Origin of the sequence: Mucilaginibacter celer, assembly GCF_003576455.2 — a bacterium.
GTDB lineage: Bacteria > Bacteroidota > Bacteroidia > Sphingobacteriales > Sphingobacteriaceae > Mucilaginibacter > Mucilaginibacter celer.
Genome location: NZ_CP032869.1, coordinates 6,452,784 through 6,466,332 on the forward strand (window position 1 = coordinate 6,452,784; position 13,549 = coordinate 6,466,332).

The 13,549-nt window shown below is 43.8% G+C and carries 11 protein-coding genes; 10 read left to right on the plus strand and 1 reads right to left on the minus strand.

Features of this window, described 5'->3' with window-relative positions; all coding sequences use genetic code 11:
• Positions 1 to 65: 65 nt before the first annotated feature.
• The 8 genes from HYN43_RS26915 to HYN43_RS26950 all read left to right on the plus strand — a co-directional run bounded on the left by HYN43_RS26915 (position 66) and on the right by HYN43_RS26950 (position 10,580).
• Positions 66 to 749 carry a class I SAM-dependent methyltransferase gene (locus HYN43_RS26915; protein ID WP_119406953.1) on the plus strand — a complete coding sequence of 228 codons (684 nt, stop codon included), beginning with the start codon at positions 66 to 68 and terminating at the stop codon, positions 747 to 749.
• A 56-nt stretch (positions 750 to 805) separates the two neighbouring features.
• Positions 806 to 1,573, plus strand: coding sequence for a class I SAM-dependent methyltransferase (locus HYN43_RS26920; protein WP_119406954.1), 768 nt, complete (start codon positions 806 to 808; stop codon positions 1,571 to 1,573).
• A gap of 1 nt (position 1,574) precedes the next feature.
• Positions 1,575 to 2,699: a glycosyltransferase gene (locus HYN43_RS26925; RefSeq protein ID WP_119406955.1), complete on the plus strand. Its 1,125-nt coding sequence runs from the start codon at positions 1,575 to 1,577 to the stop codon at positions 2,697 to 2,699.
• A gap of 6 nt (positions 2,700 to 2,705) precedes the next feature.
• The gene (locus HYN43_RS26930; protein WP_119406956.1) at positions 2,706 to 4,193 is read left to right on the plus strand and encodes a lipopolysaccharide biosynthesis protein; all 1,488 of its coding nucleotides are present in this window, start codon (positions 2,706 to 2,708) and stop codon (positions 4,191 to 4,193) included.
• A gap of 375 nt (positions 4,194 to 4,568) precedes the next feature.
• On the plus strand, positions 4,569 to 6,638 hold the full coding sequence (locus tag HYN43_RS26935; RefSeq protein ID WP_119406957.1) for an Ig-like domain-containing protein: 2,070 nt from the start codon (positions 4,569 to 4,571) through the stop codon (positions 6,636 to 6,638).
• Positions 6,635 to 7,633, plus strand: a complete 999-nt coding sequence (locus HYN43_RS26940) for a PorP/SprF family type IX secretion system membrane protein (RefSeq protein WP_119406958.1) — start codon at positions 6,635 to 6,637, stop codon at positions 7,631 to 7,633. The genes HYN43_RS26935 and HYN43_RS26940 overlap by 4 nt, the downstream gene beginning before the upstream one ends.
• Before the next feature lies 1 nt (position 7,634).
• Positions 7,635 to 9,542: an OmpA family protein gene (locus HYN43_RS26945; protein WP_162996647.1), complete on the plus strand. Its 1,908-nt coding sequence runs from the start codon at positions 7,635 to 7,637 to the stop codon at positions 9,540 to 9,542.
• A gap of 132 nt (positions 9,543 to 9,674) precedes the next feature.
• Positions 9,675 to 10,580, plus strand: coding sequence for a glycosyltransferase family protein (locus HYN43_RS26950; RefSeq protein WP_119406960.1), 906 nt, complete (start codon positions 9,675 to 9,677; stop codon positions 10,578 to 10,580).
• Positions 10,581 to 10,624: 44 nt separating this feature from the next.
• On the opposite strand, the gene HYN43_RS26955 is transcribed toward HYN43_RS26950, so the two are convergent.
• Positions 10,625 to 11,377: a class I SAM-dependent methyltransferase gene (locus tag HYN43_RS26955; RefSeq protein WP_119406961.1), complete on the minus strand. Its 753-nt coding sequence runs from the start codon at positions 11,375 to 11,377 to the stop codon at positions 10,625 to 10,627.
• Positions 11,378 to 11,534: 157 nt separating this feature from the next.
• Between HYN43_RS26955 and HYN43_RS26960 the strand changes: the two genes are divergently transcribed.
• Together HYN43_RS26960 and HYN43_RS26965 are read left to right on the plus strand one after the other, a co-directional pair.
• Positions 11,535 to 12,392, plus strand: coding sequence for a helix-turn-helix domain-containing protein (locus HYN43_RS26960; protein ID WP_119406962.1), 858 nt, complete (start codon positions 11,535 to 11,537; stop codon positions 12,390 to 12,392).
• A gap of 308 nt (positions 12,393 to 12,700) precedes the next feature.
• Positions 12,701 to 13,495, plus strand: coding sequence for an alpha/beta hydrolase (locus tag HYN43_RS26965; protein ID WP_119406963.1), 795 nt, complete (start codon positions 12,701 to 12,703; stop codon positions 13,493 to 13,495).
• The last annotated feature ends 54 nt before the right edge of the window (positions 13,496 to 13,549 follow it).

A 13,549-nucleotide genomic window follows, 5' to 3' on the forward strand; every position in this document is an offset into this window, starting at 1 on the left:
CAGAGCAACTGGCACTTCTTTTAATGCGTAAATAAAAACTTCGGTAAAACTGCTAAATTAGCCGCATGAAAGGTAACGACCGGTTATACCCCTCCATTTTTCACACGCGCTACATAGTCCTTTCGCAACTGAGGGATAAAACAATCGAAATAATAAAGCAGCTCACCGCAGATAATAAAACGCTTTTACTGGCCGATTTTGGCTGCGGCGACATGCCCTACCGCGAACTCATTGATCCGCTGGTGGGTAAATACCTGGGTATCGACCTGGAAATGAACCCCAAAGCCGAGCACCATATAGGCTTTGACAGTAAAACAACATTGCCCGATAATTATTGTGATATTGTATTAAGCAACCAGGTACTGGAGCATGTTGATACGCCCTCAGGCTATCTTCAGGAAGCTTTGCGTATTTTAAAACCCGGCGGAACGGCTATCATCACCACCCATGGCCATTGGTTTTATCACCCAACACCTAACGACTACTGGCGTTGGACAAGCGCAGGTTTACGTAAAACCATCGAGGCTGAAAATTTTAAGATCAGCATGTTTTATGGCATTTTAGGTTTATCTGCAAGTGGTTTGCAATTGTTTCAGGATGGTATTGCCGTTAAACTGCCTAAATTTTTAATTCCGCCTTTTGCGCTGGTAATGCAGGCCATGATAGGGTTATTTAATAAAATAAATACCCAGGCGCAACGTGACCGCGACGGTGCTATCTATGTAATAGTTGCCCAAAAGCCCCTTTAATATTATTTATTAACTTTGTACCTGCAAAGCATAGCTTTATATACTCTGTATCTGTAATGACTGAAAATCCGAACCGCGAAAATGTAGTGTCTTATTATGATGAGCACGTTAAAAACAAGCTTAATGATTACATTGTAGTAAACCCGCGTATTGAATATGGATGGGAAACCATTAAGCGTTTTACGCCTTCAAAACCGGCGCGCATTTTAGAGGTAGGCTGCGGAATGGGTAATATCTGCTCGCGCATGCGTAAGTATTGGCCGGATGCTGTTATTACAGGCATCGATATAAGCACCATGTCTATCCAGATAGCCCAAAAGCTTTTTGGCGATAGTAAACTGAATTTTAAGGAAAGCATCCTTACCCCCGATACTTTTAACGAACAGTTTGATCTCATCATATTTATGGATGTGTATGAGCATATTGCAGTTACCGACAGGCCTGCTGTTCATGCGGCATTGGCCAAAATATTACGCGATAAGGGGCGGATTATTTTAACCGTGCCAACCCCGGCAAACCTCAAATGGTCGTTAGTTAACAAGCCCGAAACTATGCAGCCTGTTGATGAGCATATCTCATTTGATGTGATTGGTAAGCTGGCGGCAGATACCGGCACCGAGGTTATTTTGTACGAACTGAAAAATGTATGGAATGTTGGCGACTATGCCCATATCGTACTGGAAAAAAACAGCGATTTTGAAGCCGCTTTCTTTCATCCCAAACCGGTAACCGCATCGCAGCGCAGCCGCAGGATCTTTAATAAGGCCATATACAAATTAGGCAGTTTCTTCCGCAGGGGATTTGTTCGTAAAAAGTTAGGCTGATATGGATCAGGCATATAACTTATGTATCATCAAGCCCAATAAATCTGCATTTTCCGAAACCTTTATACAAATGCATATCTACCGCCTTGGCGGTAACAAAAAGGTGCTTTATGGCGGCGCTTTCCCGGTTTATGATCATGAAGATAAAACCCTGATCCGTTCAAAACTGGGTTTGCTGCTTTATCTTATCCAAAAAAGAGTTTTTAGGCAAAAAAAAATCGGCATCCGTACACGTGCATTAAAAAATTATCTCACAGAAAATAAAATAGACGCTGTATTTGCCGAGTACGGAATGGTGGGGGCATCTGTTACCGAGGCCTGCAAACTTGCCGGGGTACCTTTAGTGATCCATTTTCACGGCGCTGATGTATTTCATCGTGATACGGTTGCCGCTTATGCCGATTTGTACCAGGGTGCTTTTAAATACGCAAGCGCATTTATAGCAGTATCGGGCGAAATGGCCGAAACGCTCAAGCAAATGGGGGCACCGGCAGATAAAGTGTATACTGCATCATGCGGAGTTGATACATCGGCTTTTCCCTTGCTTGATATTTCGGCTTCGGCACGTGATTTTTTGTTTGTGGGGCGTTTTGTCGAAAAGAAATCTCCTCAATCATTGGTCCGTGCATTCAAAATCGTTCACGAAAAATATCCCGATGCCGGACTGTGGATGGCCGGTACAGGACCGTTGTTTGATGAAACTAAAAATCTAATAATCCAACTGGATCTTCAGGGTGCCATTACCCTAACCGGTGTGCTGAAATCTGATGAAATAAGAGCTTTAATGGCTAAGATGCGGGCTTTTGTGCAACACTCGGTAACCGCCGCCAATGGCGATAAGGAAGGTACGCCGGTAACCGTGCTCGAAGCTTCATCTTCGGGTTTGCCTGTAGTTTCAACCCGCCACTCCGGCATTAAGGAAGCTGTTGTTGATGGCGAAACCGGTTTTTTGGTTGATGAATATGATATTGAAGGCATGGCCAAAAAAATGATGATATTAGCCGATGATACGCACCTGGCGGCAAAAATGGGTAACGCCGCGCGCTGGCACATGATTAATAATTACGATATCAATCTGCGTATCAACCTGCTCGATCGTATCATTCAAAACAGCATCAGCAAATAAAACTCAATGAATCTTTTACAGAAACAGGGATTTTTTAACAGCCTCATTTTATATGCGGGCATCATGCTGGGCTTTTTTAACGGAATTATACTTTTTCAGCGTGTATTAAGTATTGAGGAGATTGGCTTTTTCAGCCTCACAACAACTGTTCTGGCACTTTATACCCAGATTGCAGGTGTAGGGATAAACAACATCATCATTAAATTTTTTCCATACTACCGCACCGACGATAAAAAACACGGCGGCTTTGTAACCTTTGCGTTTTGGTGGACACTGATCAGTTTTATTGCTTTCACCGTGTTATTTGTGGTTTCGCGCAATAATATCATTGATCATTATAAGGATAGGGAAGGCTCGCAGCTACTGGTGCGGTATTTTTACTATCTCATCCCTTTGGCGCTTTTTACCTTAACTTTTTCGGTTATTGAAAGCTTTGCGCTTACTGTATTTAAAAATGTGTTTTCATCTTTTTTGCGCGAGGTAGGGCTGCGGTTGTTTACTACTGCAAGCGTTTTTCTTATTGCCGCGGGGCTGATTGATTATCATGCCTTTATTTTAATTTATGTTTTAGCCAGCGCCCTGATGGTGCTGATACTCTGGATTTATATAATTAAAGACGGCAATTTTAAATTCTCGCGGATAGAGGCAGTTGTAAAAAACGACCGATGGAAATTTGTTAACTACGGGGTATTTACGCTGCTCAGCAACAGCTCGTTCGTGATGATCCAAAACCTGGATACACTGATGCTGAGTTTGCTTACCAAACAATCATTTATATACGTAGGTATTTATGGTACTTTTTTTGCCATCGCGGTAGTGATCAGTATGCCGGCACGGGCTTTAAGCCGTACGTCGTTACAAATTGTTTCGCAGGCATGGGCATCAAATGATGTTGGCAAAATAGGTAAGGTATATTACAAAACATCGGTAGTACAAATGCTGATAGGTTGCCTGCTGTTTACCGGCCTTGTGGTGAATAAACAATTTATCATTATGCTGTTGCATAAGCCCGAGTACGCCGGCGTTTTTAACGTATTCATAGTAGTAGGGGTGGCTTTTTTGGTTGATATGACGGGCGGCCTTAATAATTACATCATCAACCTATCAAAATATTACAGGCTTACCACTGTTTTTTATGTTGCCGGTGTGATATTATGCCTGGTATGCAACCTGGTACTGATACCCCGTATGGGTATGATGGGAGCAGCCATATCCTACCTGGTTACCATGTTGGTGCTCAATTTTACCTACTGGCTGTTTATTAAGGTCAAGTTTGGTCTTCAGCCGTTTGGCAAAGCGCATTTGTATGCCTTGTTGGTTTTTGCTGTTTGTATGCTGATAGGTATTTACCTGCCACGGCTTAAAAATGTATATGCTGATATGCTTTACCGCTCGGTAATTGTGGGGATTGTTTATGCCTTTCTGGCCTATATTTTAAAAATTTCGGAAGATATAAATCTTATATTTGACCGCATTTTAAAACGGGGCGCTTAGTCCGGATTTTTATTGTGAATAACCGGCCTGTCACAAATATTGATAGTTCTTTTTTCAATCATAAATCTGCTCAGTATGATCATGTAAAAGGATAGTGTTTTACGGTACAACCCTGGTGTTTTTAATTAATGTTAAAAAAATGTATTTAGGTAAACATTATAATTAACTTCTCCGTAAAAATGAACAGAATGGATGAAGCTACGGCTTCACAGCGGCGACCTGTTTAAGTAAAAACTTAGGCCATATTACCCCTTAAGGGCTAAAGTTGTTGCGTCTGGCTTTAAAATAGTTTGCCGGCAGTTAAAATATTCTGAAAATTTAATAATATGACGGATAATTATTAACATTATCCATTAATTTAAGCTATGCACCCCAATGCCTGCTCGTTTATATAACCTTTTTTTATGGGCAATACTTTGCCTGTTATCTATTCCGCATGCCACTTTTGGCCGGACAACCGAGCTTCGGATCTCCGGGATTAAAGCTTTTGGTATGGGCGATGTTAATACCTTAGCTGGATTTGCGGCTTATAACGATGTCATAAAATTTAATCATATTGCCAACCCACCTGCACCGGCTGTAATAACCATTACCATCTGTTCGGCAGCGGCGGCTGTGCTTAACGGCGAAGTTCAAAACCCGGTTCCGGATAGTTTTTTGTGGCAGATAAACAGCAATGGCAACTGGGTTAGTGCTCCCGCCGGCAATACTTTGAAGGATTACATTACTTCATCGTTAACTAATAATACGGCATCAAGCATCGTTTACAGTCTGCGCCGCCGCACCAGCACTGCGGGCGTTATCGCTTTCGATTCATATTACGATGTTACCGTACGCCCCATCCGCTCGGTAACCAACAACAGCATTTCGGCACCGCCGGTAACCCAGTTTTGCTCAACCGGCGATCCTACCTCAATTACCGGCAGCACGCCAACCGGCGGCGATGGTACTTTTACATACCAGTGGCAGTCATCAACAGATAATTTGACTTTTACTGATATTACTGGTGCAACCGGAAAAAATTACGACCCGGCGGCTTTAAAAAAGGATACTTATTACCGCCGTGTGGTATCCTCAGGTGCTTGTACAACACCGGTTAACAGTAATGTAATTATTATCAGGGTTTCGCCTCCTCCGGCGTCGCCAACACCTGCTGCGGCTGTTTACCGCATTTGCGCGGGTTCGGGCGTTACCTTAGCCGTTACACAGCAGGCCGGTTTTACTTATAAATGGTACGATTCTCCGGCTAAAACTGTGGTGTTATCAACCGCAAGCACCTATACAACACCAATTTTAAACACCAACAAAACTTATTACGTTGAGGCATCAAATGGTACCTGCGGCAGCGCGCTGACAACCATACAGGTTAACATTGATCCCATACCTGCGGCCCCTCAGTTTGACCAGAGCACGGTTATCGCCTGCACAGGCACAACAACCACCCTCAGCATAAAAAATCCGCAAAGCGGCATCACTTATCAATGGTTTAACAACCCCAACGATGCCAATGTTGTATTTACAGGCACCAGTCTTGTATTGAATAATGTAAACGGTGCGGTAACTTATTATGTGCGTGCTGTAAATGCAACAGGCTGTATTTCATCATCACGAACTTCAATCAGTGTTACTCCTGTTCAGCCACCTGTGGTTACGGTTGTGGATGCGGCGGGAGTTTCTATATGTTCCGGTACAAAGGCTACGTTAACCGCATCTGCCACCGGAACTAATTCCGTAATATCATGGTACGATGCTGCAACCGGCGGCCACCTGCTGGCCAAAGGCGCTACGTATACTACCCCTAATTTAAATGCGGCTACAACTTATTATGTTGAAGCTACAAACACAGGGGGCTGTACTACCAATGCCCGTATTCCGGTACAGGTAAAAATGACGCAACCACTTAACCCGCCTGTGGTTACCGTTGGCGAAGTTACTGCAACCAGCGTAACCTTTAAATGGGATGCTGTTGACGGCGCCACCAGTTACCAGGTGAGTACCGATAATGGTGCAACCTATAAAGCCCCAAGCTCGGGCGCCAACGGTTTAAGCCATACTATAAGCGGGCTTGATGTGGATGTGCCGGTAACTATTACAGTAAAAGCACTTGGCGCAACAGACTGTACGCTTAGCCAGGCATCGGCGGCAGTAACAGCTACTACCATTGATAACAACAATGTGATATTTGTAGCCAACAACTTTACACCCAATGCCGATGGTAATAATGATGTGGTTTACGTGCACGGAAAAAACATCCAAACCATGGCATTTTATGTGTACAGCCAATGGGGGCAGTTGCTCTTTACCTCAACAGATATTAATAAAGGCTGGGATGGCTATTTTAAAGGATCATTAATGCCGGTGGGCGTTTATGTATACTATTTAAAAGCTACGATGAATAACGGAGCGGAATTGAAGAAAAAAGGAACAATTACGCTATTACGATGAAAAAACTATTACTCATACTTACAATAGCGTTGCAGTTTGCGGCTGCAGGGATAGTGAAAGCGCAGGTTGATCCGCACTTTTCGCAATATTATGCTTACCCGCTGTGGTTAAACCCGGCGCTTACCGGCGCATTTGACGGTGATACCCGCCTCTCAGCCAATTTTCGCGATCAGTGGAGCAATATTAACAATGGCTACCGTACGGCCGGTGTTTCGATGGATCATAAGGTAAACGATAAGGCCGCCATTGGTTTTAACGTGCTTGACCAGAAAGCAGGCACGGCCGGTTATAACTATTTTACCGCCTACGGTTCGTTTGGTTACGGGATCCCTATCTCAGGTGATGGTAACCAGCGTTTGCATTTTGGTTTACAGGCCGGTGTAATTAACCGCAGCTTTGATCCAGGCAAATTGCAATCAGATAATCAGTACGATCCAAATACCGGTTTCGATCCCACCATCCCCAACTTTGAAAATTTTGGCTATTCATCGGCTACGGTATTTGATGCCGGCGCCGGCATCTATTATTACAATGCCGATCCTATGAATAAAGCCAACCTGTTTGGCGGGGTAAGCGTAAACCACCTTACCGATGTAAAGGATCCCTTTGCCTCGGGCGGCATCAACAGTAAATTGCCGATGCGTTTCACCGCACACGGCGGTATCCGCATCAAAGCTTCGCAATTGCTGGATGTGATACCCAATGCTGTTTACATTAAACAAAATAAGGCTGAGATTAAGGCTTTCGGTATCTACTCCGAGTTTAAGTTTGCTGATGATAATGGCCTGGTACTTGGAGGCATGCTGCGCCTGCAGGATGCTGCGATTGCCAATATAGGCTACCACATCAGGCGCATGGTGATAGGTGCCAGTTATGATTTTAATACATCAGGCCTTCGTTCGGTAACATCGGGCGTAGGTGGTTTTGAGTTATCAATAAGCTATATATTTAGTCGTTATGCCGATTCTCCGGCTCCAATATGCCCAAGGATATAATATGAAGAAGCTTTTACTTTACTTTTTTTTATTTGCATTTCCGGCGGTTTCATTTGGACAGGCCTCAAAAAACTATAAAACCCTGGCCGATTCGGCTTTTAACAGGCAGGAATATTACGCAGCTGCTTATTACTACAAGCATATTGCAGATGCAGCAACTCCCTCAAAAAAGGAGGCGGTAAACCTGTACGTAACCTATAAACTGGCCGAATCATACCGTTTGTATAAAGATTACACCGATGCTGCTATATGGTATGCAAAGGCAAATACGCCCGAGGGAGTAAAGCAATACCCGCAAATACCGCTATGGTATGGGGTTAGTTTACAGGCCAACGGTAAATACCAGGAGGCATTAGAGCAGCTTAACCTGTTTGCAGGCAGCGCGGCCGACGATAAATATCTGGCCATTGCCAAAAAGGAAATAGCTTCTTGCGGTTATGCCATGAAGCAAATGGAAAACCCGCGTGCTGTGGATGTATCGCCATTGGTGTTTTTAAATAAGGACCAGGGCGATTATGCGCTTTCGGTAAACCTGGGCCGCTATTGGTTCACCTCATCAAGAATGGTGGAGAAGGATAAGTTTTATACCAACCGCATTTACAGCTCGGCGATACTTGATTCGACCAAAGCGCTGGCAACTAATTTCAACGCCTTTGATAAGGAAGGGCAATTTGAATATGCCACTCCGGCACTTGATGGTACAGGTAACAGAATGTACCTTACCCGTTGGTATAAAAAAGGCGGTAAAACCGTGTCGGCTATTTACTTAAGTAAACTGGTGAACAGCGTATGGCAGCAGCCCGAAAGGTTGAACAATACGGTAAATGCTGATGGATCAAATTCAAAACATCCTTTTGTTACGCCGGATGGTAAGCGCTTGTTCTTCTCATCAGACAGGCCAGGCGGTGAAGGCGGTGATGATATCTGGGAAAGTGATTTGGACGATTATGGCCAACCTACAACAGTTAGTAACCTGGGCAGTACTGTAAATACCATTTATGATGAGCAATCGCCTTGTTACGATCAGGCCAATAAGGCTTTGTTTTTCAGCTCGACAGGTTTTACCGGCATGGGCGGTTTTGATATTTACCGCAGCGACGGCGATTTCGGTCACTGGTCGGTTCCTTCAAATTTAGGTTACCCGGTTAACTCCTCAAAAGACGATCTTTATTACAATCTCGATCCCAATAATGCCAATAAATTTTACCTCAGTTCGGCCCGCGGTTCTGATTGCTGCCTAAGCCTTTTTACCGGGCAGTACCAGGCGCTGTACATTAACGGCAAGGTGATAGATTGTGGTAGTGGAAAAGGTATGGCCGGAGCAAGGGTATTGCTTAAAGACCCGGCTATAAAAAGGGGCATCCTGGCGGCTGTTACCGATACGGCCGGCAGCTATGTTTTTAAAGTGAAAGAAAAGCTGCCCAGCTACCAGGTAGAGATTTCGCAAAAAGGATATTTTACCAAAACCGTTCCGGCGCCTATAGTAAGGCCTGGCATTGATACATTGATCAATCCGGATATTTGCATGCAGAGCTACAAGGTTAACGTGCCTATTACCGTTGATAATATTTACTTTGATTTTGGGAATGCCAATTTACGCCCCGAATCGTTCGGTACGCTTGATAAACTGGCCGGGGTGATGATTGATAACCCGAAGATAAAGATAGAGCTTGCCTCGCATACCGATGGCATAGGAAGCGATGCCGATAACCTTAAACTATCGCAAAAACGGGCAGAGGCCTGCGTTGCTTACCTGTTGCTGAAAGGGGTTAAACAAGGCCGCATTACTGCTAAAGGATACGGAAAACGCATGCCTATTGCCCCTAATAAATTACCTAACGGTAAGGATAACCCTGCAGGTCGGCAACTTAACCGCCGCATTACATTTACGGTAAAATCGGTAGGGTAAAACAAATTATGCTTTTGTTTTGCACGGCGTTGTTTTAGCTATAATTTTGCCACCTCATTAATGGTTTGGGAGGGGACGGTGTGTGTTTGCATCCTGTAATCCTGCCAAACCAATCTGCCTTCAAACTACAACATGCAAAACCTTGCCCCGATAGCCCTTTTTGTTTACAACCGGCCCGATCATACCCGCCGAACCATCAGCTATTTACAACAAAATTTATTGGCTGATGAAACACGGCTGTATATTTTTTGCGATGCTGCTAAAACCGATGCCGATAAGGGAAAAGTAGAGGAGGTACGGCAACTGGTAAATGGTGTAACAGGCTTCAAATCGGTAAAAGTTATTGCCCGCGAACGTAACCTCGGCCTGGCCGAATCTGTAATAAGCGGTGTTACCCAATTGGTGTATGAATATGGCAAGGTGATTGTGTTTGAAGATGACCTGCTTTCATCACCCTACACCCTGCAATATTTTAATGATGCCCTGAACAGGTATGCCAGCCAGGAGCAGGTAATGCATATTGGTGCCTACATGTACAACCTGCATGATAAAAATCTCCCCGAAACTTTTTTTTATCGCGCGGCCACCAGCTGGGGATGGGCTACCTGGGCCCGCGCATGGCGTAACTTTGAACCTGATGTTGATAAGCTGATAGCGCAGTTTGATACATTGAAAATTGCCCGTTTTTCGATAGAAGGCAAAATGAATTTCTGGAAACAGATTCAACAGTTTAAAGCGGGGAAGAATAACTCCTGGGCCATCCGTTGGTATGCATCCATTTTTTTGAAGAATGGCTTAACCTTAAATCCGTCGCAGTCACTCATTCAGAATATCGGGCACGATGGCAGCGGAGTGCACTCAAACAATGAGGATATTTATCACGTACAGATGACCCGCAAAGCCGTAACGCAATTTCCGAATGAAATTAAGGAGGACGAAGAGGCTTACAAAGCCATCAAACATTTCCTGGCCAACAGGAAAGGAAGTTTGGTGCAGCGCGTGGTAAGGTTTGTGAAGCAAAAGATAAGTAAACCCTGATTTATTGGATTTTTGGATTTCTTTGATCTTTGAAACTTTCAGCCTTACAAAGCTTTCGTCGCCGTAACCACAATATATGGCGATAAAGCCTTCGATTCTACCGGTACTATCTTAGTGAACACTTTCCCTGCTATCCAAACCAGTTTGGTGATAGCTTTGGCAGTAGCCGGCTTATTAGCCTTATCTTCAAGCCAAACCGAAAATTTACCGTAGTAGTATGCTTCCACATTTTTTAAGCCAAGCTCTTTGCAACAGGTGGCCAGCAAAGTAGGGTTCATGCTGCTGATGTTATGCTTTTCGTAATTGTTCAAATCATAATTGCGTTGTACCCAGCCGTTAACACCGGTAAAGTTGGGCAGGGTAATAAATAGTGTTCCACCCGGTTTTAAAAACGAAAGGTGCTTTTCGATAATGCCTTTGGTATCATTAAAATGCTCAATCAGTCCGCAGGATAGTACCAGGTCATATTGGGTATTGGGCTCGTATTTAAAAAGGTCGCCCTCAATTACAGCTATGTCATTACTACCAAGCTGGTTGGCGTCAAGAACTTCCTTCAATACTTTGGGGTGTACATAAAAATCAAACAGGGTAGTCTTGAGTCCGAAGTGTTTTTTTAAAAAGATGGCGAAATAGCCCGGGAAGCCGCCCAGCTCGATAGCCGATGCCGGTTTACTGCCATCAATAAGGCTTTTTAACAGTTTGTGAAAAGTATAATTAGCCGGCACGTTGAAGGCCAGATCTTTTTTTGATTCCCAGTAACCGGCCCAAAATGCTTTGTCGGTGAGTTCGTTGCTCATGGTTGCAAAGGAAAGATAATTCGGCAATAGTTCAAAGTAGCTCCAATAGCTGATTGGTATTTAAAAATAGTGTGGCGCGAAGTTTTAAAAATGTCAAAAACCCACATGTTCTCCTCAAACCTCGTCGATCTGCCTTATCTTTAACACCAAAAAATTAATGAAGCTAATTGTTTCCGATCATAAAACTGGTGGCGATCTGTTACTGATCAGCAAAGAAGAAAATTTCGACCGCTTTTTTTATACCCGCGATAAAGCCAAAAAATATTTCACCATAGCCTGGAATACCGGCGCAAAACAAACTATCAATATAGATGGCATAGATCACGAGTTTAACGCCAATACCCTGCTGCCCCTCATGTTCGATCAAACCTTTACTTTCGAAAGGCCCACAGAGATCATTGCCTGGCAGTTTAACCGGGAGTATTATTGTATAGTTGACCACGATACCGAAGTAAGCTGCGTAGGCTTTCTTTTCGGCATGGGCGATCTGCTGTTTATCCCCCTGGATGATCCTCATCAATCAAAGCTGAAAGTATTGCTTGATATCTTCACACTCGAGCTGAATACGAAAGATAATATCCAGAATGATATGCTGATCATGCTGCTCAAGCGGCTCATCATTATGGTTACACAACTGGCCCGGGCAAAATATATCCCTGCCGAAAATAACCAAGATCAGAAGCTGGATATCTTCCGCAAATTTAACCTGCTGGTTGAAATGAATTTCCGCACGGAGCATTCGGTTAGTTTTTATGCCGAAATGATGAACAAGTCGCCAAAAACACTCTCAAATATATTTTCGCTGTATAACGATAAAACCCCGCAACAGGTAATCCAGTCAAGGATTATTGTTGAGGCAAGGCGTTTGTTGAGTTATACCAGTAAGTCGGTTAAGCAAATTACTTACGAACTGGGTTTTGAGGATCCGGCCTATTTCTGTAATTTCTTTAAACGGCATACCAAACAATCGCCTGCTGATTTCAGGAGCGGGAAAGTGCAGGCGGTGGCGGCGTAAGGGAAAGCAAACGTATTGATTTAGAGAGACAAAAGCGGGGGGGATGTGCGATTCCCTCCCCTGGGAGGGTGTAGGGAGGGGTTTCACCGCCCGATACATCCGTTAGCATGGCGTACAAACCCCTCCCTGCGACGGCGCAAACCAGCCGCACCCCTCCCGAGGGAGGGAATTAAACTAAGCTTTTTTCATTTAGCCCTCCTCCGGGAAAAAATTACAATCTTTCGGGAAACCGCGACATTTCCCACCTGCCGCATTTGGGGCACTTTTGTATTGTTAAATCAAACAGAATAATTCAAAACAAAAACAATATGAAAACTCCATCATTAAAAAACAGAATTAAAGCAGGCCTTTTAAGTTTAGTATTAACTTTTGCCGTAGTTTTAGGTTTCAATTCATTGGCACAGGCACAGGCCGTTAAAAACGTAGTATTGGTTCACGGTGCTTTTGCCGATGGATCAGGTTATAAAGCCTTGTATACCGAACTTACCAAAAAAGGATATAACGTTACCGTGGTTCAAAATCCTTTATCTTCTTTAGAAGACGATGTTAAAGCCGTAACCGTAGCTTTAGATAAACAAGATGGCCCTGCAATATTGGTTGGCCACTCATGGGGAGGCTCGGTAATTACCGAAGCCGGTAACCATCCTAAAGTAGCAGCGCTTGTTTACATTGCCGCATTACAGCCCGATAAAGGTGAAACAACCGTGCAATGGTTACAAACTGCCCCTCCGGCTCCTGAAAATGGTGTTTTATCGCCAGATGATAAAGGCATAGTTTACTACGACAAAGCTAAATTCCACGCCGGTTTTTGTGCCGATATCAGCAAAGAAGAAGCTGATTTCATGTACGCTTCGCAAGGTGCTTTTTATGCAAAAGGTTTTATTACACCGCTTACTAATGCTGCCTGGAGAAACAAACCATCTTACGGTATAGTTGCCACCGAAGATAAAAGCATCAACCCCGATATTGAGCGCGCTATGTATAAACGTTCAAATACAGCAATCACCGAAATAAAAGGAAGCCACGTAGTATTCATGTCGCAACCAAAACTTGTTGCCGCCGTAATTATTAAAGCTGCCGAAAATGCTTCGGTAAAAAAATAAGAAAGCAACTGTAAAACGCATAAGAGCTGTGCATCCTAAACAGGTGTGCAGCTT

Coding starts and splice junctions, on each gene's coding strand:
- HYN43_RS26915 (WP_119406953.1), top strand. CDS start 66: ATGAAAGGTAACGACCGGTTATACCCCTCCATTTTTCACACGCGCTAC.
- HYN43_RS26920 (WP_119406954.1), top strand. CDS start 806: ATGACTGAAAATCCGAACCGCGAAAATGTAGTGTCTTATTATGATGAG.
- HYN43_RS26925 (WP_119406955.1), top strand. CDS start 1,575: ATGGATCAGGCATATAACTTATGTATCATCAAGCCCAATAAATCTGCA.
- HYN43_RS26930 (WP_119406956.1), top strand. CDS start 2,706: ATGAATCTTTTACAGAAACAGGGATTTTTTAACAGCCTCATTTTATAT.
- HYN43_RS26935 (WP_119406957.1), top strand. CDS start 4,569: ATGCCTGCTCGTTTATATAACCTTTTTTTATGGGCAATACTTTGCCTG.
- HYN43_RS26940 (WP_119406958.1), top strand. CDS start 6,635: ATGAAAAAACTATTACTCATACTTACAATAGCGTTGCAGTTTGCGGCT.
- HYN43_RS26945 (WP_162996647.1), top strand. CDS start 7,635: ATGAAGAAGCTTTTACTTTACTTTTTTTTATTTGCATTTCCGGCGGTT.
- HYN43_RS26950 (WP_119406960.1), top strand. CDS start 9,675: ATGCAAAACCTTGCCCCGATAGCCCTTTTTGTTTACAACCGGCCCGAT.
- HYN43_RS26955 (WP_119406961.1), bottom strand. CDS start 11,377: ATGAGCAACGAACTCACCGACAAAGCATTTTGGGCCGGTTACTGGGAA.
- HYN43_RS26960 (WP_119406962.1), top strand. CDS start 11,535: ATGAAGCTAATTGTTTCCGATCATAAAACTGGTGGCGATCTGTTACTG.
- HYN43_RS26965 (WP_119406963.1), top strand. CDS start 12,701: ATGAAAACTCCATCATTAAAAAACAGAATTAAAGCAGGCCTTTTAAGT.